At 71.4% G+C, this 21,871-nt stretch carries 21 protein-coding genes and 1 pseudogene; 9 read left to right on the top strand and 13 right to left on the bottom strand.

All coding sequences use genetic code 11. The annotated features are described in order from the left end of the window. Positions 1-67 precede the first annotated feature (67 nt). Both H0S67_RS24145 and recC read right to left on the bottom strand, forming a co-directional pair. Positions 68-496, bottom strand: coding sequence for a UvrD-helicase domain-containing protein (locus H0S67_RS24145; RefSeq protein ID WP_246355024.1), 429 nt, complete (start codon positions 494-496; stop codon positions 68-70). Then, complete coding sequence (recC, locus tag H0S67_RS01105; protein ID WP_180935093.1) at positions 496-3,798, bottom strand: exodeoxyribonuclease V subunit gamma; 3,303 nt, start codon at positions 3,796-3,798, stop codon at positions 496-498. Before recC ends, H0S67_RS24145 begins: the two co-directional genes overlap by 1 nt. A 49-nt stretch (positions 3,799-3,847) precedes the next feature. On the opposite strand from recC, the gene H0S67_RS01100 reads away from it, so the two are divergent. Continuing rightward, complete coding sequence (locus H0S67_RS01100; protein WP_180935092.1) at positions 3,848-4,138, top strand: DUF1330 domain-containing protein; 291 nt, start codon at positions 3,848-3,850, stop codon at positions 4,136-4,138. 9 nt (positions 4,139-4,147) lie between these two features. Here the strand turns inward: H0S67_RS01100 and H0S67_RS01095 are convergent, their stop codons facing one another. After that, the gene (locus H0S67_RS01095) at positions 4,148-4,951 is read right to left on the bottom strand and encodes a methyltransferase domain-containing protein (RefSeq protein ID WP_180935091.1); all 804 of its coding nucleotides are present in this window, start codon (positions 4,949-4,951) and stop codon (positions 4,148-4,150) included. A 133-nt stretch (positions 4,952-5,084) separates the two neighbouring features. Here H0S67_RS01095 and H0S67_RS01090 point away from each other — a divergent pair, with 133 nt between their 5' ends. Further along, on the top strand, positions 5,085-5,546 hold the full coding sequence (locus H0S67_RS01090) for an SRPBCC family protein (protein WP_180935090.1): 462 nt from the start codon (positions 5,085-5,087) through the stop codon (positions 5,544-5,546). On the opposite strand, the gene H0S67_RS01085 is transcribed toward H0S67_RS01090, so the two are convergent. From H0S67_RS01085 to H0S67_RS01070, 4 genes are all read right to left on the bottom strand, one after another. Beyond that, complete coding sequence (locus tag H0S67_RS01085; RefSeq protein WP_180935089.1) at positions 5,547-8,615, bottom strand: ATP-binding protein; 3,069 nt, start codon at positions 8,613-8,615, stop codon at positions 5,547-5,549. 46 nt (positions 8,616-8,661) lie between these two features. After that, entirely contained in the window at positions 8,662-9,696 is a 1,035-nt protein-coding gene (locus H0S67_RS01080; RefSeq protein ID WP_180935088.1) for a maleylacetate reductase, read from the bottom strand. Further along, the gene (locus H0S67_RS01075; protein ID WP_180935087.1) at positions 9,693-10,586 is read right to left on the bottom strand and encodes a dioxygenase family protein; all 894 of its coding nucleotides are present in this window, start codon (positions 10,584-10,586) and stop codon (positions 9,693-9,695) included. The genes H0S67_RS01080 and H0S67_RS01075 overlap by 4 nt, the downstream gene beginning before the upstream one ends. A gap of 73 nt (positions 10,587-10,659) precedes the next feature. Further along, entirely contained in the window at positions 10,660-11,106 is a 447-nt protein-coding gene (locus H0S67_RS01070) for a hypothetical protein (RefSeq protein WP_180935086.1), read from the bottom strand. Positions 11,107-11,270: 164 nt separating this feature from the next. Between H0S67_RS01070 and H0S67_RS01065 the strand changes: the two genes are divergently transcribed. Continuing rightward, entirely contained in the window at positions 11,271-12,302 is a 1,032-nt protein-coding gene (locus tag H0S67_RS01065) for an MBL fold metallo-hydrolase (RefSeq protein WP_219635426.1), read from the top strand. A 313-nt stretch (positions 12,303-12,615) separates the two neighbouring features. Next, a complete protein-coding gene (locus tag H0S67_RS01060) occupies positions 12,616-13,305 on the top strand; it encodes a hypothetical protein (RefSeq protein ID WP_180935084.1) in 690 nt (229 codons plus the stop codon). 132 nt (positions 13,306-13,437) lie between these two features. Here H0S67_RS01060 and H0S67_RS01055 read toward each other — a convergent pair whose 3' ends face one another. From H0S67_RS01055 to H0S67_RS23015, 4 genes are all read right to left on the bottom strand, one after another. Further along, positions 13,438-13,737 carry a hypothetical protein gene (locus tag H0S67_RS01055; RefSeq protein WP_180935083.1) on the bottom strand — a complete coding sequence of 100 codons (300 nt, stop codon included), beginning with the start codon at positions 13,735-13,737 and terminating at the stop codon, positions 13,438-13,440. Between the two features lie 83 nt (positions 13,738-13,820). Continuing rightward, entirely contained in the window at positions 13,821-14,129 is a 309-nt protein-coding gene (locus H0S67_RS01050) for a hypothetical protein (RefSeq protein ID WP_180935082.1), read from the bottom strand. Next, positions 14,126-14,605 (bottom strand): fibronectin type III domain-containing protein, encoded by a 480-nt coding sequence (locus H0S67_RS01045; RefSeq protein ID WP_180935081.1) that lies wholly within the window; start codon positions 14,603-14,605, stop codon positions 14,126-14,128. Before H0S67_RS01045 ends, H0S67_RS01050 begins: the two co-directional genes overlap by 4 nt. Then, positions 14,602-16,077, bottom strand: a complete 1,476-nt coding sequence (locus tag H0S67_RS23015) for a GH25 family lysozyme (protein ID WP_219635425.1) — start codon at positions 16,075-16,077, stop codon at positions 14,602-14,604. The genes H0S67_RS01045 and H0S67_RS23015 overlap by 4 nt, the downstream gene beginning before the upstream one ends. A 466-nt stretch (positions 16,078-16,543) precedes the next feature. On the opposite strand from H0S67_RS23015, the gene H0S67_RS24140 reads away from it, so the two are divergent. The 4 genes and pseudogenes from H0S67_RS24140 (at position 16,544) to H0S67_RS27725 (ending at position 19,262) form a co-directional block, all read left to right on the top strand. Continuing rightward, entirely contained in the window at positions 16,544-16,939 is a 396-nt protein-coding gene (locus H0S67_RS24140; protein WP_425489862.1) for an arylamine N-acetyltransferase, read from the top strand. After that, positions 16,882-17,331, top strand: coding sequence for an arylamine N-acetyltransferase (locus H0S67_RS01035; protein ID WP_425489861.1), 450 nt, complete (start codon positions 16,882-16,884; stop codon positions 17,329-17,331). Before H0S67_RS24140 ends, H0S67_RS01035 begins: the two co-directional genes overlap by 58 nt. 739 nt (positions 17,332-18,070) lie before the next feature. After that, positions 18,071-19,078: pseudogene (locus H0S67_RS28565) on the top strand (TolB family protein); the annotation flags it as partial. After that, entirely contained in the window at positions 19,002-19,262 is a 261-nt protein-coding gene (locus H0S67_RS27725; protein WP_484549376.1) for a hypothetical protein, read from the top strand. The pseudogene H0S67_RS28565 and the gene H0S67_RS27725, both read left to right, overlap by 77 nt. A 293-nt stretch (positions 19,263-19,555) precedes the next feature. Here H0S67_RS27725 and H0S67_RS01025 read toward each other — a convergent pair whose 3' ends face one another. Beyond that, complete coding sequence (locus tag H0S67_RS01025) at positions 19,556-19,891, bottom strand: hypothetical protein (protein WP_219635424.1); 336 nt, start codon at positions 19,889-19,891, stop codon at positions 19,556-19,558. 136 nt (positions 19,892-20,027) lie between these two features. Continuing rightward, a complete protein-coding gene (locus tag H0S67_RS01020) occupies positions 20,028-20,909 on the bottom strand; it encodes a phosphorothioated DNA-binding restriction endonuclease (protein WP_219635423.1) in 882 nt (293 codons plus the stop codon). A 245-nt stretch (positions 20,910-21,154) separates the two neighbouring features. On the opposite strand from H0S67_RS01020, the gene H0S67_RS01015 reads away from it, so the two are divergent. Next, positions 21,155-21,814 carry an SHOCT domain-containing protein gene (locus H0S67_RS01015; protein ID WP_425489860.1) on the top strand — a complete coding sequence of 220 codons (660 nt, stop codon included), beginning with the start codon at positions 21,155-21,157 and terminating at the stop codon, positions 21,812-21,814. The last annotated feature ends 57 nt before the right edge of the window (positions 21,815-21,871 follow it).

Below are 21,871 nucleotides of genomic sequence, written 5' to 3'. Positions count from 1 at the left end.
CCGAAGCGGCTCAGGTAGAGGTCGTCGACGACCTCGCCGACCAGCTCGTCCAGGCTGTCCACCAGGGTCACCCCGGCGTCGGTGTCGCCCGCGACGCCGAGGGAGCGGAGCACGAGCTGGCAGAACTGGTGGGTCGTCGCGATGGTGGCCGCGTCGAAGCCGGCGAGGCGACGCGCAGGTGGTGGCGGCGGGCGGCGAGCTCGTCGGGGGATCCGGTCACGAGGTGGGCGAGCAGCTCATTGTCGCCGACGGTCGAGGGGTCCTCGAGCGCGCGGGCCGCGTCGACCAGCTGGTCGCGGACCCGCTCGCGCAGCTCCTGGCTGGCGGCCCGACCGAAGGTGATGAGCAGCATCTCGTCGAGGGTGGCCACGCCCTCGGCGACGTAGCGGGTGACGAGGCCCGCGAGGGTGAACGTCTTGCCGGTCCCGGCGCTCGCCTCCAGCACGACGGTGCAGGCGCCGTCCGGCAGCGGTCCGAGCAGGTCGAACGGCTCCATCACGACCCCGTCCGCTCACACCGCAGCAGCGGCAGCCACACTCGCGCGGCGAGAGCGCCGAGCCGGGTCTGCTCGCCCTCGACCTCCTCGCCGGGAGGCACCGGCCCGAGCAGCTTCTCGAGCGCGGGCCGGGGGCCCCAGACGCGCTCGTGGGCGGGCTCGGCGTCCTCGGCGGGATAGTTGCCGCTCTTCCACTTCTTGCGCGCGGCCTCGACCGGGTCGTCGTGGTGGTGCCGGGCTCCGGCCCACGCGAACGACGTCTTCAGCGGCAGCGGCAGCGGCTCGCGGCGCCCGGCGTCGTAGATCGCCACCAGGTCCTGCAGCAGGCCCAGGGGCTCGTCGATGGCCGGCCCCAGCAGGCGCTGGGCGGCGGCGGTGCCGCGGGGCGCCCGCCCGATGGTCAGCGCGGTCCAGTTGTGGTCGGGGCGGCCGGCGGCCAGTGCCAGCAGCCGGATCCACGACTCGAGGAGGTGCTTGCCGTCGAGGCGGGAGTAGCCGACCGCGACGAGGCGGTCGGCGTACACGGGGGTCACGGTGCCGGTCAGGCGCCGCCCGCCGCCGAGCTCGACATCGACGTCGTAGGCCCTGGGTGCGACCTGTCGGTGGGTGAGCGCGGCGATGGCCAGCTTCATGGCCTGGTCGCGGACCTCGCCGGCCTTGCGCCACCCGAGCTGGCCGGGCGGCAGTGAGCCCCGGCGCCACTCGGCGGCGAGGGCCTGGTCGGGGTGCATTCCGCGGAGCATGTCGGCGAGCATCCGGTCCCCCACGCCCCACGTCTCGAGCGCGTCGATCTCGACCGGCATCGCGTCGGACACGCCCTCGACGTCCCAGGGCAGGGTGAGGTCGAGGGCCCGGAAGAAGCCCTTCACCGGGTCGCGGAAGAAGGTCAGCAGGTCGGCCAGCGCGACGTCCTCGAGCGGGGTCGGCGGCAGCGGCGCGGGCAGGAAGGCGGGGGCGGGCGGGCGCTCTCCCACGACGGTCTCGGCTGCCACGAGCATGGCCGGGTCGAAGGTGAACGGCGTCGGCACCCCCAGCGCCCCGGGCGCGACGTTGCGGACGTCGAAGGGCTGGAGGGGATGCTCGACCACCAGGCGGTCGCGGACCCGCTCGTCGCTGGTCCGGTCGAGGGCGTCCAGCAGCTCCCCGAGGGGGACCGCGGGCGGGCGCTTCTGGCCGCTGTGCTCGTTGGCGCCCGTGTAGGTGACCACGAGGTGCTCGGTGGCCGCGCCGATCGCGTCGAGCAGGAGCTGTCGGTCCTCGGAGCGGATGTCACGCTCACCGGTCAGCGGCTCGCGGGCCAGCGCGTCGTCGCCGTCGACCAGGCCGAGCCGGGGGAAGACCCCGTCGTCGAGGCCCAGCAGGCACACCACCCGGTGCGGCACCGAGCGCATCGGCACCATCGTGCAGACCGTGAGCGTGCCGGTGCGGAAGTTGGCCCGCGTCGGGCGGCCCGCGAGGTGCCCGCCGAGCAGCGCCCGGACGTCGGTCAGCCGCATCGGGGTGTCCTCACGCGCGGTGGCCTCGGCGAGCACCGACGCGAGCTCGCGCTGCACCTCGCCGGCCTGCCACTGGTCGGCCGGATCCACCCGGGTGAGCGCGGCAACGCCCTGGCCGATCGCGACGAGCCAGTCGGCGAGCCGGCGGGTGCCGGTGAGGTCGTCGGTGGCGGTGGTGAGCCGGTCCACGAACTCCGTGAGCCGCCCGACCAGCTCGACGCGGTTGCTGCCGACGTCGTCGAGCGGCAGCGTCGTGCCCAGCCAGGCGTGGGAGTCCTCGGAGAGGGCCACCCCGGCGAGCACGCGGTCCACGCCGAACTGCCAGGTGTTCTGCAGGAACTGCTCGAGGCCGAACGGCGCCCGGTGCTCCTTGTCGAAGCCCCACCGGACCCCGGACTCGCGCACCCAGGCGGTCACCGTGTCGAGGTCGTCGTCGGTGAAGCCGAAGCGGCGTCGCACGGGCGCGGCCTGCGCGAGGTCGAGGACGGCGCTGGCCGTGGCCCGGCTCCCCGCGAGGTCGAGCAGCTGCGCCGCGACGCCGAGCAGCGGGTTGGTCTGGGTGAGCGCACGGTCGGCCAGCCGGACCCGGAGCCGGTGGGCCGGGTGCCCGCCCTCGAGGACGTCGCCGAGGCCGAACCCCGCGGTGATCAGCGGCGCGTAGGTCTCGATGTCGGGGCACATCACGAGGATGTCGCGCGGCTCGAGGGTCGGGTCGTCGGTGAGCAGCCCGAGCAGCACCTCGCGCAGGACGTCGACCTGGCGCGCCGGGCCGTGGCAGCTGTGCACCTGCACCGACCGGTCGTCGGCGGCCAGCTCCCGCCCGGAGGGGCGTACGGCGTTGGCGGCCAGGTCGGACTGCAGCCAGCCCAGGAGCGTGTCGGGCGAGGGCTCCCCCTCGTGGTGGTGGTCGACGGCGCCGGTCGGCGCCAGGCTGCGCTGGAGCTCGCGGACGTCGCGGCCGAGGGTGGCCAGCAGCGGGTGGTCGACCCGCCGGTGGGACTGGTCGGAACGACGCGGCACGAGCCCGGACTCGTCGGCGAGGGCACGCCACAGCACGTCGCTGGGGTGCGGCAGCCACACGTGCACGTCGTGGGCGTCCGCGAGCGCGGCGAGGAGCTCGATCTCGGTGACCGGCATCCGGGTGTGGCCGAAGAGGGAGAGCCGTGGCGGCAGGTCGGGCACCCCCTGCCGCAGCCGCGCCACCGCCTCCGCCTGGCGGACGTGGGGCGGGGGCGCGTCGACCCGGTCGGCCAGAGCCCGCCACAGCGGCGGTTGCCAGGCGAGGTCGTCGCCGAGGTCGCCGCCACAGCCGTCGGTCGCGCGCCCCTCGAGCCAGTCGACGAGCAGCTGCGGCCGCTGCACGGCGTACGACGCGAAGAGCCCGGCGATGCGGCGCGCCACCGAGTAGCGGCGGCCACGACGGAACTCGGCCTCGTCACCGGTGTCGAAGTGGCCGAGGTGGCGGGCCAGGGTCCGGCACCACGGCTCGTCGAGGCTCTCGTCGATGACCTCGAGCAGCGGCCAGGCCAGCGCGTCGGGCGCCCAGGGGTCGTCGTGGACCGTGCCGGTGAGCTCCGCGACCAGGGATCGCGGCGATCGGAACTCGACGCCGGCGCAGACGCCGTCGAAGGTGTCGCCGCGGCCGAGGCGGTGGGAGAGCCGCTGGCTGAGCCACCGCTCCACGCCCCGGGCCGGGACCAGCACCAGCTCGGTGGCGAACGGGTCCTCCAGCGGCTGCGCGAGCAGGTCGCCGAGGGCGTCGGCGAGCAGGTCGGTGCGCGGCGCGCGGTGGAGGTGGAGCGTCACGGACCGCACCCTATGCGGGGCCGCCGACGCCGTCCTGCAGGATGACGCCATGACCGCCTACTGGATCAGCGTCTACAAGGAGATCGTCGACGAGGCCAAGGTCGCGGCGTACGCCGAGCTGGCCGGCCCCGCGCTGCGGGAGGCCGGGGGCACGTTCGTGGCACGCGGGTTGCCCGCACAGACCTACGAGTCGGGCGAGAACACCCGGACGGTCCTCATCGAGTTCGAGTCGGTCGAGGCCGCGCTCGCCGCGCACGAGTCTCCCGCCTACCAGGAGGCGCTGGCCGCTCTCGACGGCGGCGCCGTGCGGGACATGCGCATCGTGCCCGGGGTGGGCTGACCCGACCCGTCAGGGGCGCCGGCCCCAGGCGCCCACGAGGATCGGGGGGACCAGGACGGAGCCCGCCGACTGCAGCGAGTCCGCCGCCCGCGCAGCCAGCGTGTCGAGATCGAGGTCGGCCTCGGTGGCCAGGCCGTGCGCGACCATGACCGGCGCCAGGGACCGGACCACGCCGCTGAGCATGGCCGGGCCCACGGGATCGTCGCTCGCGAGGTACTGCGCGATCCCCAGGCCCCGGATGTCCTCCACGCCGGAGTCGGCGAGGATGCCCTGCAGCCGCGACCCGATGGTCGGATCGGCGCCGGCGGCCCGGAACGCCGCCATCACGAGCGCGGCCATCCGGTCGGTGAGGGGATCGCCCGGCTCTGCCCGGAGGCCACCGATGTCGTAGTCGAGCATGACCACCCGGCCGCCGGGGCGGACCGCCTCCAGGTGGTGGCGCAGCGCGCCGACCGGGTCCGGCAGGTGGAACAGGATCAGCCGCCCCACCACGGCGTCGAACGGCTCGTCGTCGCGCCACCGAGTCACGTCGGCCCGGACGAAGCGCACGTGGGGCAGGTGCTCGGTCCGGGCCCGCGCCACCTCGAGCGTGCGCGGGTCGATGTCGAGGCCGACCACCTCGCCGTCCGGGCCGACGAGGTCCGCGACCGCGGCCGCCACGTGCCCGAGGCCGGTGCCGAGGTCGAGCACCCGCATCCGCGGGCCGAGACCCGAGGCCTCCAGCAGCACCCGGGTCGGCTCCCGGAGGAAGTCGGCCTGCGCCTCCAGCCGAGCGAGCTCGGCGTCCTCGTGCCCGAGGGAGTACGTCGCCATCGATCCACCCCTCCTGGCCGTCGTCCGTGAAGAGCACCTGTCCCTCCGTGATACCTCCGAAGCGGCGCGAGGGGAAGACCCCCTCTGCGGCCGCGCGTACTGTCGTTGGCAGGCGGGGAAGGCGGGTGAGGACATGGCCGCGGCCAGCACTGTCCGGTTCGAGTCGCGCATCGTGGTCCGGCGACCGATCGGCGTGGTCTTCGAGCGTCTGGCCGACGTGCCGGGCTACGGGCGGTGGATGCACCGCACGGGTCTGTTCCGACGGTGCGGGCTGACCTCCGACGGTCCCGTCCGGCAAGGGGCGACCTACGTCGACGCGACCCGGATGGGCACCTTCGCGGGCGAGGTGACCGAGTTCGCACCACCGACGCGCCTGGCGTTCCGCGAGACCCTGCGCTGGTTCGGCACCGAGATGACGCAGGCGCGTCCCGAGTACGAGCTCGAGGAGCAGGACGGGTCAACCGTCGTCCACCACGTGGCCGTCGGAGAGCTCTACGGGTGGATGCGGTTCATGAAGCCCGGTGCGGCGCTGCTGGCGAAGGCGGAGCGGACCCGGACGCTCAGCTCCCTGAAGCGTTCCCTGGAGTCGGAGTAGTCAGTCCACCGCCGGGATGGTGGCGACCGCCCCCAGGTCGACGAGGGTCTTGAGGCCCTCGTCCCGCTGGGCGGGGTCGGCCGACCCGGCCTGGACGACGGCGCGCTCGTAGCGCTCCCCGAGCCGCCCCCACGCCGCCACGGCCTCAGCGGTGCGCCCCGCGAGCGTCGGCGCCCACGGGCCCGGAGGGTCGGGAGGTGCGTCGACCGGTACGTCGGCCCGACGGAGGTACGCCGTCAGCTCGGCCGCGACCACGGCGTACCCCTCGGCCGTGACCCGGCGCAGGGCGTCCGACGCGGCCGGTGTGGCCTCGGCCAGCGAGCCGTCGAGCCACCCGAGCTCCGTGGCGGCGACCTCCAGGACCCCGGTGACGAAGGCGCTCTGCGTCCGGCGCTCGTCCGCCCGGGCCTCCGCCAGGACCGCACCCGCCTGCGGCTGCCCGCGACGGGCCAGCAGCCGGGCCAGGATGCTGCGCGCCAGGGGCGCCATGATGCCGGGATCGCCCGGTGACCGGAGCAGGTCCTCGAGCTCGTCCACGGCGGCGTCCCACGCGCCGCTCGACGCCCGGGCGGCGGCCCGGGTCAGCCGCAGCCGGTACTGGCCCGCGTAGAACTCGCACTCCTCGGCCAGGGGCAGCCCCGTCGCGACCAGCCGCTCGACGTCCGCGAGGTGGCCGGCGCGGAAGGCGGATCCGGCGGCATTGACGAGGCAGCGCACCCGCGTCTCGAGCCGGGGGTCGCTCACCGCCAGCTCCACGGCTCGTTCCAGGTCCTCGAAGCCGCTGAGGTCACCTCGCGACATCCGCGCCTCGCCCCGGTAGCACAGGGACCGCGCGACCAGCTCGGGTCGGTCGAGGTCGAGGGCGATCTCCAGTGCCTCGATGGCCGCTTCCTCGGAGGCGGACGACGGCTGGGCGACGACCGAGACGGACGGCAGGTTGCTGTGGGTGCGCGCCAGCTCGGTGAGGGCGGCTGCGAGGTGGGCCGGGTCCTTCTCACGCCGGGACACGTCCACGGCCCGCTGCGCCGCCGCGCGCGCCGCCTCCGGCCCGCGTGCGAACATCGCCGCCCGCGCGAGCACCGGGAGCGCATCCATGAGCACGTGCCGGTCCTCGACCCGGTCCGCCAGGGCCACCGCGGTCTCGGCAGACGTGAACGCCGCGTCGAACCGGTTCACGACGTACGACGAGTAGCTGCGCTCCCACCAGAGCCTGGCCGTCTCGTGGTCGGACAGGGTGTGCGGGCTCTCCAGGACCAGGCGGAGGATCTCGGCGCACTGGCGGTGTGCCCCCTGACGCGCCGCCTCGGCGGCCGCCTCCGGTCCGATCTCGACCAGCTCCCGGAAGCGCCCGCCGAGGGCGGCGTGGTGGACCAGCCGTGCCCGGGACGCCCCCGGCACCTCGAGCAGCACGTCCAGGACCTCGCGGTGAGCGGCCCGTAGTTCGGTGCCGGTGAGGGAGGACTCCACGGCCCGCCGGGCGAGCTCGTGGCGGAAGGACAGGCCGTCGGCGTCGCCGAGCAGGACGCCCGACGCCTCTGCCGTGACGAGCGGCTCGCTGTCAGTGGCGAGGGCCTCGGCGAGCCACCGCTCGGCGCCGCCCGGGACCACGCTGAGCTTCCGCAGCAGCTCGCGCACCTCGGGTGGGAGGACCGCGATCCTGCCCAGGACCGCGTCGCGCACGGTGGTGGGGACCGCGTCGTCCCCGGCCGCCACCACCTCGGTGACGAAGAACGGGTTCCCGCCGGTGATCCGGTGCACCTCGGCGGCCTCGTCGTCGTCGAAGCCGCCGAGGTCACGGACCGCAGTCACCGAGAGGGACTCCAGCGGCAGCCGGACGACGTTCTCCCCGAGCAGGCTGCCGAGGAGCCCCGTCAACGGGTGGTCGTCGGCGAGACCGCTGCTGCGGAAGGTGGTGACCAGGACGACGGGGAGGGTCGCGAGCCGGCGCGCCAGGTACCTCATCGCGTCGAGCGTGGCGTCGTCCGCCCAGTGCAGGTCCTCGACCACAGCGACGGTCGGTCCGCGCCCGAGGAAGGCCAGGAGGGCCGGCAGCACCTCCGGCATGGTCCCGGCCTCGAGGATGCCGCGCACGTCCGAGTCGCGCGCGGCCGGCTCGGCGGCCATGTCCTGGAAGGGCCCGAGGCTGCGCGGCGCCACCAGGTCGTCGCAGCTGCCGACGTGCACGGTCACGTCGCCGGCGAGCCCGTCGATGAAGGCCCGGGCCAGCGCGGACTTGCCCACGCCGGCATCACCGGAGACCAGCACCAGGCTCCCGCGACCCGCCTGGGCCGCCGACACGCAGGCGTGCAGGGACTCCAGCTCACCGCTGCGCTCGAGCAGCGCGTTCCCGGCTCTCGGGAGGTCCGGCGGCCCACTCGTGTCCAGCGCCACCAGGGCATCGCGCAGGGCGAGCGCACCGGGCCCGGGTGCGACCTGCAGCTCCTCGTCGAGCACCCGCTCCATGGCGTCGAACGCCCGCAACCCGGCGGTGCGGTCGCCACGGCGCAGGGCGGAGCGCAGCAGCCCCAGGTGCGCGGCCTCGTTCACCGGGTCGAGCCTCAGCAGCGCCTCCCACTGCCCCGCCGCGGCCAGCAGCTCGGCCACCAGCGCCTTGTGGTGCTCGCGGTGTGCGTCGATCCAGTCCTCCAGGGCGTCGGGAAGCAGGACGGGCGGCGGGTCCCCGACCAGGTGCGCGCAGCCGCGTGGGTCGGGCGGCACCTGGTCGAGCGCCCGGCGCGCGGCGGCCTCGAACTCGACCGCGTCGACCCGGAGCGTGTGCCCGCCGGCCAGGGCGACGACGTCCTGGCGCAGCTCGAGGATCCCCTCGGCAGGGCTGAGCGCCCTGCGGGCGAAGTGAGCCGCCTTGTGCAGCCGTGGCAGTGCCTGGTCGAGCGGGAGGTCCGGCCACAGCGCGTCGACGACGCGCTCGCGGTGCAGCCGCGCACCCGGGGTGAGCGCCAGGAGCTGGACCAGCTCGGCGGACTTGCGCCGGTGCCAGGCCGCATCCTCGACCGGCACCCCGTCCAGCCGGACGGAGAACCCGTCGAGGAGCCGCACGTCGACGTCCACCGCACCATGCTAGTGAGCCGGTTCCGGGATGGCGCCGGGCCGATCGTCAGCCCCAGGCCGCCTCGAGCAGCGCCAGCACCTCGTCGAGGACGAGCGGTCGAGGGTTCGGGTACGGCGCGTCAACGACCCGTTCCGCGACCACGGCCAGCCCCTCGCGCGGCACGCCGAGCTCGCGCAACGTCCGCGGCCCGTCGTACGACGCCGCGAGGCCCGCGACCACCGCGACGGGGTCGCCACCGACCGCCCGCGCCAGCCGCGCCGAGGCGGCCGGCGCGGATGGCAGGTCGAAGGCCATCACGTGCGGCAGCAGCATCGCGTGCAGCTCGGCGTGCGGCAGGTCGAAGGTCCCGCCGAGCGCGTGGGCGAGCTGGTGGTGCAGGCCCATCCGGGTCTGCGCGAGGCAGAGCCCGGCCAGCCAGGCCGCGCCCTGGAGCCGCGACCGACCGGCGACGTCGGCCGGTGCGCCCAGCACCACCGGCAGCGACCCGACGATCCCCGTGGCCGCCTCGGTCGCCAGCGCGTCGCTGACCGGCGTCGGGTCCGGCGCCCACAGCGCCTCGACCGCGTGCGCCAGCGCGTTGAGCGCGCTGGTCAGGGTCAGCCCCTCCGGCATCGACAGCGTGAGCTCGGGGTCGTAGACCACCGTGCCGGGCGTCAGGGCGGGGTCGCGCCGGGTGGTCTTCACCCCGTCGGCAGTCTCGCCGAGCACCGGCGTCACCTCCGAGCCGGCGTACGTCGTCGGCACCACGACCTGCGGCATCCCGGTGCGGGCCGCGATCGCCTTGGACAGCCCGACCGCCGAGCCGCCGCCGATCGCGACCACCACGTCGGCCACCGAGGACGTGACGACCGACATCGCCTCGTCGGTGACCGACAACGGCGTGTGCACCACGGGCCGGTCGAAGCGGCCCGCGAGCCGGCCGTCCAGCGCCTCTGCGAGGTCGGCGGCCGCGGCCGCCGCCGAGCCGGTGGACACCAGCAGCACCCGGGAGGCGCCGGTCCGGTCGACCTCGTCGGGCACCGCGTGCCGCGATCCCGGGCCGAGCAGAACGCGGGAGGCCGTGGTCTCGTGGACGATCACGGCGTCGTCTCCGCGTCCAGGGCGACCACGAACTCCACGGTGCGAAACGGGTTCGCCACGCCGTACGCCGCGGCCTCGGCCTCGTCGTCGACCTCGACGAAGTCACGGATCAGCGACTCCTTGACCCCGAAGACGGTGTCGGACTCCAGGTAGGGGCTGCCCGCGACGAAGACGTGGGTGGTCACCCTGCGCAGCCCCGGCGCGGAGACCTCGACGTGGATGTGGGCCGGGCGCCACTCGTGCCGCCCGGTCTGGCGCAGCATCCGGCCGACCGGGCCGTCCGCCGGGATCGGGTAGTGCGCGGGCACGATCGTGCGGAACCAGTAGGAGCCGTCGGCGTCGGTGGTGAACAGGCCCCGCAGGTCGCCCAGACCCATCTCGTCGGGTTGCTGCACGTCGTAGAAGCCGGCGGCGTTCGCCTGCCAGACGTCGACCTTCGCGCCCGGGACGGGGACTCCTGAGGCGTCCACCACCCGACCCGTGACCACGCACGGCTCGCCCGGCTCCCCCGCGACGTTGAGGTCGGCGCCCAGCTCCCGAGAAGGCGACGCGACGACGTGGAACGGTCCCTCGACGGTGGCCTCGGTCAGCCGGTCGCCCTGGGTCGACACCGCGCTGTTGGCGAGCGACTCGACCAGCATCGACACCCCGAGGGTGTCGGAGAGCAGGATGAACTCCTGTCGCGTCTCGTCGCACATCTGCCCGGTCTCGGTGAGGAACCGGATGCCGGCCTCCCACTCCCCGGGCGTGAGCCGCACGTCCTTGACGAAGGCGTGCAGGTGGGTCACCAGCGAGGTCATCACCTCGCGCAGCCGCGGGTCCGGCGTACCCGCGAAGCTGGCGGCCACGATCTCGGCCGATCGGTCCTCGTCGAAGAGCAGCGTGGTCATGGAGTGAGTCTTCAGGTGATCGCGCGAGTCGGCTACCGGCGGCACAGAGGGTTCCGCCGGCAGCCGGCCCAGTTCAGGCGAGCTCGACGGCGGGGGGCTCGTCGAGATCGGGGTGCAGCGGGTCGACCAGCGCCTCGGTCGTCGGCTCGGCCGCCCGGACCCGGAACATGCCGACGGCGGTGACGGCCGCGGCGGCGAGGGCGGCAACGCCGCACACCGCCAGGGCGAGGGTGAAGCCGCTGCCGAGGGCGTCCACGGCGACCGCGTGCGCGCCCGAGCCGGGTGCGCCGGGCGGCAGGCTGTTGACCGCGATCGGGCCGGCCTGCTGGCCGATGCCCATGGCTGGGCCCGTCTCCTGGGGCGGCAGGCCGGCGCCCGGCAGCGCCTTCATGAACTCGTCGCCGGCGCGGCTCAGCGCGACCGCACCGACCAGCACCGGGCCGAGCGCGAAGCCGAGGTCGCGCAGCATGTTGGTGGTGGCGCTGGCCATGCCGGCCAGGTGCAGCGGCACCGAGTTCATCGCAACCGCGGTGAACGACGAGACCGTCAGCGCGCGGGATCTCTTCGGTGTCGCGTCCGGGCCTTGCCGGTGGTGCGAGAGTTGTGACTGACCGGATTCGGATGGGCCTTTGCCGAGCTGGGAGAGAAGGTTCGCGCATGTGTGAGGGAGCCAGCGGGACAGGAATGGATGCGGCACTCGTTGCGCCCCGACCGGCTCTGGGTGATGCGATCGACCCGATCGGGTTGGAACCCGTCGACGAGGTGATCGTGACCACCTTGGTCGACAACGTGTACGACGCGCTGTTGCAGGGCGATGAGCGGACCACCCGCGTGTCCTTCGGTGTGGGCCTCGCCGAGGCACCGCAGTTCGAGGGGGGCGAGACGGCGGTGGGTCTTCGGGCCGAGCACGGTTTTTCGGCGCTGGTGACCGTGCGGCGTGACGTGACCACAACGTCCCTGCTGTTCGACGCCGGCCTTTCGCCCGACGCGATGATGGTCAATGCCGACCGTCTGGGGGTCGACCTGCTCGGGGTTCAGGGAGTGGTCCTCAGTCACGGTCACTTCGACCACGTCGGAGGGCTCGCGGGGCTGGCAGGGAGGTGCGGAGGCCGGTCATTGCCCATGGTGGTGCACCCGATGGCGTGGACCCGTCGCCGATTGACCGTTCCTGGTGCGGACCCCCTGGAGATGCCGACGCTCAGCCGGCGAGCGCTGGAGGCCGAAGGCTTTGCGCTCGTGGAGAGGCGTCAGCCGTCGCTGTTGGTTGACGACTGTGTCTTGGTCACTGGTGAGGTTGACCGGACCACGGAGTTCGAGCGAGGGATGCCGGCGGCGCACGAGGCATGGACGGGAAGCGGGTGGCGACACGATCCCGACGTGGTGGACGACCAGGCACTGATAGTCCACGTGCGCGGTCGTGGGCTGGTGGTCCTCACCGGCTGCGGCCATGCCGGAGCCATCAACATCGTGCGACATGCGCAGCGGCTCACCGGAATCTCTGCTGTGGCGGCGCTGGTCGGAGGCCTCCATCTCAGCGGCCCCGCGTTTGAGCCCGTGATCGGACCGACCGTCGAAGCGCTGACGGCAATGGCGCCAAGCCTGGTCGTACCCGGGCACTGCACGGGCTGGCGCGCGCAGCACGCCCTCGCCGCAGCCCTCCCGAACGCCTGGACCGCCGGCAGTTCCGGATCGTCGTACCGGGTTGACGCGGCCTGACTGAAGAGTGTTCGGCCAGCACCGATGTCGGCGGTCCCTTGTGGACGGGCAGTCATCGGTGTCGGAATCGATCTCAATGGCTGAGAGACACCATTGTCGCGGAGGAGTGACGCGCATCGAAGGAGCGTGCGTCGCACCCCCTTGGAGGCGGGCGCCTTGCCGTCAAGCGGCGGGACGTCCAAGAGCGCGCGTGCTCGGTGCGGCCAGCGATGCCGGCGGAGACAAAGTCGAAGTCGCGCCGGATCCGCACGGCAGAAGCAATCGATCAGAACGGCACGACCACTCCAGAGCCGGGGCGCGATACCTTGCAACGATGTTTCGCACCGCCGTTCTCGCGCTTGCTCTGCCTGCTTTGTTCGCGTGCAGTAGCGGAAACAACGACAACTCTTCGAATGCCCCAGCCGGACAGACAACAACTGTCGACTCGCCCGGGCCGGAGGTCTCAGTGCCCGAGGCGCAGCAGCTGACGGAGGCTGAGTTGGAAGACACGCTTCCAACCTTGGGTGACATGCCGGCGATCTTCTCCCCGTCGAAGGCCGAAGACGACTCCGAACACAAGAGCTTTCTATGTGGCGCGGACGTCGAGCATTTCGATCAGCGCAACGCGGAGGCAAGCGTTGGCTATGTCGCTCAGCAAGGATTATCGGCACAACAGTTCACCGTCGGTATCAGCCAGTTCGATTCACCTGAGGTCGCCGCCGAGCAGATCAGGGCGTTCGGCGATGCAATCGACAAGTGCAACAAGTACACCTCCGGCGGCGACACCTACACCGTCAGGCCGATGTCGGCAGTCCGTATCGGCGACGACACGGTTGCGGCGAGGGTGACCGCCAAGTCCGCGGGGTTCGCTGTCGCCGTCAACGTGATCATGGTGCGCACCGGCCCCAGTTTGGTGGCGTCCCTCTCAGCCACCATCGGATTGGCGCACTCGACCATCGACGACTTGGTTCGACTCACTGAGGAGACCGTTAACCGGTACGAAGCGGCAGCCAGCATCTCGTAGTCAATCAGGAACCCCGGCCCAGGGCACGAACCCGTGAGCGTCTTGATCCGGGTGGCGCCATGTACCGCCGCACCGATGCGGCGGAATGCCGCACCCGTGTGCCGTGTGATCGGACCCCGGTCTGCCGGACGGCTACCGGACCCTGATGCGGACAGTCGGCGACGCGGCCGCGTAGTGGCTGGTGGTGGCGGCGACCACGACCCGGGTGCGTAGGACTCCGCGGGCGCCTGGCCTCAGGACGAACGAGAACCGTCCGGCGTTGGTCTTGGTGCAGCGCTCGGCGTGCCAGCGGGTGCCGACGAGTTGCTGGCGGCACACCCGGGTCCCGGTGCCGGTGCCGGTGCCGGTGTTGGTGAGAGTGCCGTGGATGGTGACCCGGTCCCCGACGTCTACATGGTCGACGTCCGCAGCCAGTGTCAGCGTCGGCGTCACCGGGACGCGGACCTTGACCGTGGCCGGGGCGCCGCTGCCGGCTGCGTTGTGCGCGGCGACGCTGATGGTGTGCGCGCCCGGCTTCAGGGCGGTGGTCGTGTACGTCGTCGCGGTCGGCGCGAGGGACGCAGCCGCGTGTCCGTCGATGCGCAGTCGGTACCCGTCGAGTGCGCCACCCGGGTCGAGGGGGCGTGCCAGGTGACGGTGACGCTGCCCGGTTCGGATGAGTCCCTGGTCGGCTGCGCGGTCGCGTGCAGCTCGGTCGGTGGCGTCGCGGGGAGGACGACGTTCACGCGCTCAGCGACGGGGTGGCTGCTGCCGGCGGCGTTGTAGGCGGCGACCTCGAGCACGTGCGAGCCGGCGCGCAGTCCCGCGGCGGTGTAGGTCGTCATCGAGTCGGGGACCAGGACTGCGTCGCCGCCGTCGACCCAGACCAGGTACCCGGACAGCTGGCCGCCGTTTCAGCCGGTGGACTCCACGTCAGGGTTGCCGACCCGTGGCTGGCGGTGGCGTGCACATGGGTCGGTGCACCGGGGGTGGTCACGACCACGACGGTGGTGGCGACCGCCGAGGAGGTGCCGGCGCTGTTGTAGGCCGAGACCGTGACCCGGTGCGCGCCGGGCGCCAGCCCGTCGAAGGTGCGGGTGGTGCTGGTGGCGGGCACCTGCACCGCCGGCGCGTCGTCGATGCCGACCAGGTAGCCGGTCAGCTCGCCGCCCAGGTCGGCCGGCGGGTCCCACGCGACGGTCAGGGACCCCGAGACGAGCGCGGTCCGCAGGCCCAGCGGCGGGGTCGGCTTCACGATGACGGTGGCCGCGGCCGAGGCCGAGGCGCTGTCCCCGACCCGGTTGTAGGCGGTGACGGTCACGGTGTGCGGCCCGGCAGCCAGCCCGGTGGCGGCGTACTGGGGGTGCCGGCGGGCACCGTCACGGGGGCGGCGTCGTCGATGCGTACGTGGTAGCCGAGCAGCTCGCCACCCGCCGAGGACGGCGGATCCCAGCGGCTGGTCACTGTGGTGCCGGCGACGCTGAGGGACAGGTGGGTCGGTGCTCCTGGCTTGATGACGACGGTTGCTGACCTGGTGCTCGCGCGGCTCTCACCGACGGTGTTGTAGGCGACGACCTGCAGGGTGTGGGGTCCGGTGGCCAGCCCCTTGGCGGAGTAGCTGGTCGCGGTCGCCCGGAGCGTGACGGGGGCCTTGTCGTCGAGGCGGACCCGGTAGCCGGTCAGCTCGCCGGCGTCCTGGGCGGGCGGGGCCCATGCGGCGGTGAGCCGCAGCCCGGCGGTGGCGACCTGCAGGTCGGTTGGCGGCCCGGGACGGACGACGACCTTGACCGTGGTCTGGGCCGGCGCGCTCAGGCCGGCCGTGTTGTGGGCGGCGACGGTGATGGTGTGGGTGCCGGGCGCCAGCCGTGTCGACCACGCCACGGTGCCATCGCTGCTGCCGGCGTTGACGGTGGCGGCCTGGCGCCCGTCGATGCGGACCCGGTAGGTGTCGGGCCGGCCGCCGGCCGCGGCGGCCCGCCAGGTCACGTCCACCTTCGGCGAGCCGGCGGTCTCGGGCCGCGCGGCCAGGCGAGTCGGAGCCGCGGGCGCGGTCACGGTGTGGGCCAGCCGGAGCAGCTGCGCGCGGGTGCCCGCGAAGACGTTGCCGTCGACGGCGGTGGGGATGCCCGCGATTGACGCGTGATCGGTGTGTTGCCAGAACAGGTACCGGTGCCAGCCGCCGATGAGCTGGGCGGGGCCGGTGTAGGTGGCGATCCACAGCGGGTAGCTGGTGAACGCGTGCGTGTCTGCCATCGCGGTGCGCCAGAACGACGGGTAGGTGTACACGATCGGCTTGCGACCGGTGAGCAGCTGCACCTCGCGGAGGTAGGCGCGGGTCCAGCTGATCAGGGCGGTCGGGCGCAGACCACCGGTCGTCTCGAGGTCGAGGACCGGAGGCAGCTCGCCGGCGCCGGTCAGGGATCCGGCGGTGCGTACGAAGTAGCGCGCCTGCGCCCGGGCGTTGGTGCCGCCGCCTCCCGGGCGGGCGAAGTGGTAGGCGCCGCGGACGATGTCGTGGGCGGCAAGGGAGGCATAGTCGCGGGCGAAGTAGGGGTTGGTGTAGGTGCGTCCCTCGGTGGCCTTGACGAACGCGAAGTCGCTGCCGCCGCTCTTGACCCGTCCCCAGTCGATGCTGTGTCCGTGCGGGTGCTGGTGGCTGGAGACGTCGGGTCCCCGCAGGGCGCCACCCTGGGCGTGCGCGGCCGGCGGGAGGGTCAGGGTCAGCACGGCAGCAAGCGCGGCCGCGACCAGGCTGGTCAAGCGGATGGCGGGCAGGCGGCGAGCGGGCGGCATCGGTGTCAATCTCTGGAGGCAGGTTGGAATTGGCTTGGCGAGCGATGGTGGGGAGTCGCTTCGCACGTGCTGCAAGCCGTTGGCCCGTACGAAGGCCCGTGGCGGGGAGCAGTCCCTCATGAGAATCGGTCGAGCCGATGGCCGGCTTGAGCCCGCGCCGGGGTCAACTCGCCGACGCCGCGGGCCGACGAGCTCGAGGCCGAACGGGGTGAGGCGAATCAGGTGACCGTCGCGTTCGGCGTCAGGCGTGCCCCGTTTGCACGAGCGACCGATCCTGGCATCTTGGCTGGGGTCCCCATGACTGGTGAGAATGGTTGCGAACGCTCGGGACGGCCGCGCTGCCGCGTGGTGCGAACTGTTGGACCGGGCGGAGATTGGGTCGTTGTTCGAGTCGTCGCGGGCGCTGAATCCCGAGCTCCGAGCGCGGTATCTGGGTCGGCTCGGGGTCGGGCCCGAGGCTCCGTCAGTGGATGCGCTGCGGCGCCTGGTGCAGCGTCACGCCGAGCGGGTGCCGTACGAGACATGGTGGATAGCAGCGGGTGAGCGTTGGGACACCGACCCCGTGCGAGCGGCCGAGCGGATCGCGCTCAAAGGTCGCGGTGGCTACTGCTACCACCTCAACGGCGCCCTTGGGTTGCTGCTGTCCTCGTTGGGCTATGTGGTGCACGGGCACGTGGGTGGCGTGCAGGCCGGCGAGCCGAGTCCCGCCGCGATGGGCAACCACCTGGTGCTCACCGTGTCCGGGCCCCGGTCGAGACGAATCCCTCGGGTGAGTGGTACGTCGACGCGGGTCTCGGCGACGCATTGCATGAGCCGCTGCCGCTGCAGCCCGGCGAGCACGTTCAGCCGCCGTTCCGGCTGACGCTCGAGCCAGACGGTGATCGTGGTTGGACGCTCATCCATGACCCGGCGGGAGGCTTTCGCAGCATGCGATGGATGACCGACCTGGCGTCCGCTGGGGACTTCGTCACCAAACATGAGTGGTTGTCCACGGCACCGGATTCCGGGTTCGTGCAAGTGCCGATGGCCGAGCGACGCGACGCGACGGGCGTAGACGTCATCCGCACCGTCACCCTGTCCCGGATCGGCAACGGGGCCTTCACCGCGGAGCCGATCGTCCGAGAGTCGGAATGGTTCGAGGTGCTCGCGGACGTGTTCGACCTCAACTTTGACGGCCACCCGCCCGAGTGGCGACACAGTCTCTGGGACACGGTCTTCGCACGCCACCGTGACTGGCAGGCCAGTCGGACGTGAGCCGGGAGATCCGGGGAGCTACCGGGCTGGCTCGCGGTGGATGAACGCAGATTCGATAGCGCTTTCCGGCGGATAGCTGCGCCTTGAGCGGGCCCTCCAATTGAATGGCCCTTGGCCCCGATGCTTTGCTCGAGCCCGCGGCCGGAGATCGCGTTGGGCCACGCAATCGCTGCCGGGCGCGCCACATCAGTGGGATCGTCGCCAGTCCACGAACGCCATCACCGGGATCGCCAACACACCCAGGACCATGGCTGTGAGCAGCCCGACAGCGGCACCGAGCCCTGCTCCCCATAGTGAGTTCCATGCGAGCCAGCCGAGGACGGCACCCCCGACTATGGGGCCGTACAGCGCCAGCCCGAGCAAGATGTTGGCCCAGATCCCGATGGGGACTCTTCCGGCTTCTCCCCGCGCCGGGAAGCCCTCCGCGCGGCGCATTCGGCTTGTCCATCCGTAGGGCGCATGCAGGAATGTTCCGACCTCGAACGGGACTAGCAGACGAGGACGCTTGCCCCCTGGTTTCGAGCCCATGTGGTGAGGGTGCCACGCCGGGCGCTTGTCCGATCGGATGTACGCGACCGGTCAGTGTCACCGATGGCATGACGTGGAACTGCCCTGCGGTCAGCGTTGAGGAAGTGGGTGCGACACGTAGGCGGCGGAATGACGTGCGCAGTCCGTACCTCGTGTTCTTGGCGAACTGCAATTAGCCTTCTGCGGTGAGCAACACGGGGGCAAGGCATTGGTGTCGCAAGTTGGCTGCTATCGGGGCAGCCCTGAGTTTGGCGTGGTTGGTTGTTCCTGCGCCTGCGGCGTCGGCGGTGCTACCAGGAGGCAACGGCGACATCTTCTTCAGCCAAGGGTCGCGTATCTGGCGGATGCATGCCGACGGTTCGGGTGCGCAGCCGGTGACCCTGGGGGAGAAAACGCCTACGCGCCAGCGGTCTCTCCAGATGGACGCTTCGTCGTCTACCTGGCAGTCCGCGGCGATTGGCCGGGGCCAGGGCTCTTCCGCATTCGCGCCGACGGTAGCGACGAGCTGCGACTCACAGTCAGCCTCAAAGACGGGTTCTCGAGCTGGTCCCCGGACGGTCGGCACATCGTCTTCTCGCGCGTGTACAGCGGAAACACCTCGAGCCTCTACGTCATGAGAGCCGACGGAACCCACGAGCACTCGATCGGCGTCGCTGGCGGCTGGCCCAGCTATACGCCAGACGGCCGCCGGATCTTGTTCGGGAACACGGACGAAAACGGTGGAGGGATCTACAGTGTCCGCCCCGACGGCACCGGATTGCGGCAGCTGACGGATACGGCCGACGACGAGTCCCCGGTGGCGTCTCCCGACGGCACCCAGATCCTCTTCACCCGCACCGTGGTGAACCAGGGCGACCCGGACCAGAAAGACATCTACAAGATCAACGCCGACGGCACCGGCGAGATCAACCTGACCAACGACCCCGCGGACGACTCGACCGCGACTTGGTCACCAGACGGTCAACGCATCGCGTTCTACAGCGAACGCGACGGGCGCGGCCACCTTTGGTCCATGCAGGCAGACGGGTCGCAACCGGAGCCGCTCGCGGGCAGCGGCTCGATCGACTGGGAACCTTCCTGGAGCGCTACACCGTCGACGTGTCTGGGGCGCCCGGTCACCATCACCGGCACGTCCGGGCCCGATGTCCTACACGGCACCCCGGGGCCCGACGTCATCTCGGCGCTCGGCGGAAGCGACCGCATCTACGGAACCGGCGGAAAGGACGTCGTCTGTGGCGGCGCGGGCCACGACATCCTGCGAGGGAGCACCGGCGCCGACCGGTTTGTCAGGCGGACAAGGGAGGGACCACCTGTTCGGGGGTCCTGGACGGGATCACCTGGCCGGAGGCTCTGGACGAGACCAAGTCTCAGGAGGCCCAGGGACAGACGAGAGCCATCCCTAAGGCTCACGCCGGCAACGGCGTGAAGCCATGCCACTGTGACTTGAGCGGCATGACATTCTGCCGTCGGAGATGGGCGCGGAACGCGGCGGAATGTCGCGGCTCTCGGACCGCTCGAGTTGAACGGGTCCCGTTATGCGGGGAGGGTCTGCCCTGCCGTCCCACGATCTCCCGCACCTTCACGCGAGCGGGTTGAGCGTTGGCTTTATGTCGAAGGTGAGGCCCCGTCGAGCGTCCCGTTCCAAGTCGTGGGCCTCCCGGGAGGTTGCAGTGAGCGCGAACGAGTAACTGAAGTGCTACGCGATGTACCTCTTCGTAAGCGCGTCCAGGTTCAGCTCGCCGGAAGCAAACTGAGACAGCTCAATCGGCGTCAGCTTGGGAACGACATAGCGGTTGGCGACGTACACGCAGAACTGGTCGCCACTGAGCCGCCCACTGGCATGAGACGCGATCCGTGTCCACAAGCCGAAGCGCTTGCCGGTGGTTACTCGTGTCTCCATGCCTCGTCCTGACATGCCCACATAGACCAGTTCTCCTGCGTCGCGCCACACCGCGTAGACGCCGGCAGCAACATCTGGGATGGAGGCGTTGGGCCAGTCGCGAAATCCGAACTGTGCGGAGAAATCAGACATAGCGCGAACAGCGTAGGGCTCTACGTCCCGGACCCGTCGGAACTCGAGGACCATGTCGGGTCATACGCACACCAGAGCTGGCGTACGGGGGATCGCGGCGGAGTGACGCGCTCACCCCTTCGGCCGACCGTCGGCGCTAACCGGTGAGGCGCAGACCTTTGAAGACCTGAGACTGGTGCCAGCGAACATGCGACGGGTCCGGTAGCGGAGTGCCCACACGTGGCCGGAGCTCGCGATCGGCCAGTTCGTAGATCTGGCGACCGGTGACTGTGCGGGCGGTGTAGTCGGTCGACACTTGAATGCGGTGGTCCTCGGTGAGTCCTAACACCCCCCGATCAAGCAGTTTGTGGTGCAGGGAGCACAACGCCAAACCGTTATTGAGGTCGTCGGGACCTTCGTAGTTGAACCAGCGGATATGGGCGGCCTCGAGGCCCACGGAACTGGCTCCGAGTTGGCCGTCGAACCCGCAGAATGCGCACTGTCGATCCCAGGCATTCAGGACTTGCGCTGGCCAAGCAGAGTTGCGTCGCCGTGTCGTCACGACGGCAGGGGTGCCGTATACCTCGTCCGGGTCGAGGCCTGCGGCGGTGAGGACATCGGGTATCAAGGTTGGCGGAAACTCGGCCTCGACCACACCCCGGGCGGTTGCCCGCAGTACGGCTGGGTCGCGGAGCGTCCGTTCGACCAGTTCGGGGAACCGGCCCTTGACGTCTTGCTCGGCCAGTGGGGTCACACGGTCCATGGGGACGTCCGCGTCCAGCACCCACACCATGTCGGAGCGGAGCCGGGTGAACGGGTACGCGGCCTTCTGCGCGGAAGCCGTCTTCGACGGAGGGCCGAAGTCGGTCACGAGCGCCGCCAAGTCGACGCGCGCCTCGGACCACGAGATCTCGGACGAGCCGGTGCGGGCAAGCCGGCCCAGGGCAAGGAGCACCAAGAGCGGCTTGTGCGGTGAACGCACCCCGTCGCGCTGATGCTGGCGGAGGTCTAACAAAGACTCCAAGGGGTCGGCGGTCACGGGTGAAGCGTGCCATGCACGCGTCATCACGATCCGCAGATCGGCCGTCGTCTGCAAACCGAATGCCGACAACTTCCTGTCAGGCGCCCACTAGGTAGCCAAGCGGCGAAAGGACGCAGTGCCCGACCGCCTTGCCGATCGGAGCGCTGCGCGGCGAGGTACACAGTCGTTAGCGCAATTTGGCGGACGGGGCGGCGCTGGAGGGCTAGCGTCCTCGGAGTCACATCGACAACGGGAGAATGATCGTGAGCGAAGCGACGCCACCTCCGGCCGGTTGGTACCCGAACATGGGTGGTCACCGTTACTGGGATGGGACTCAGTGGACGGACCAGTTCCGACCTGGCACGGAACAGCAGCAGGCCACGCCCGACAAAGATCCGGACGCGATCTGGCAGGCCGTGGGCAAGCCAGTGACGGGCATCGGAGCGGGCAAGTACAAACTGACGGCCCAGTACCTCTTCTTCGAGAAGGGCACCCTGCGAACTGACTCGCAGCAGGTACCCACTTCGGCCGTTCTCGACGTGGATGTTCGTCAGTCGATGACGCAGAAGGCCCGGGGCGTTGGCAATGTCATCGTGCACATCCAACGGCCTACGCGAGTCGAGATCGTGACCATGGAGGACATTCCGAACTTCCGCGAAGGTCAAAAGGCAATCAACGAGACGGCGCACGCCGCCCGCATCGCCATCCAGCGAAACCAGAACACGATGCGTTATGAGGGCATACACCCGATGCAGCAGGGCGCGGGCACTCCTTCGTCATCCCCAGCCGCGCAGACTGGGCCAGCGCCTGCAGTGCCGGATCCGATCGAGCAGCTTCAGAAGCTCGGGCAACTCCGCGACGCAGGCATCCTGACTGAGGACGAGTTCTTGGCCAAGAAGACCGACATTCTGGGCCGGATGTAAGCATCGACGGAGATCGCGCCTCGCGTCGAAGCGACAATGGCGCGCACCTCGCTCTTG

Origin of the sequence: Nocardioides ungokensis, assembly GCF_013466985.1 — a bacterium.
GTDB classification, from domain to species: domain Bacteria; phylum Actinomycetota; class Actinomycetes; order Propionibacteriales; family Nocardioidaceae; genus Nocardioides; species Nocardioides ungokensis.
Note: the sequence above shows the minus strand (reverse complement) of the source record. Positions and strands in the feature narration are given on the sequence as shown.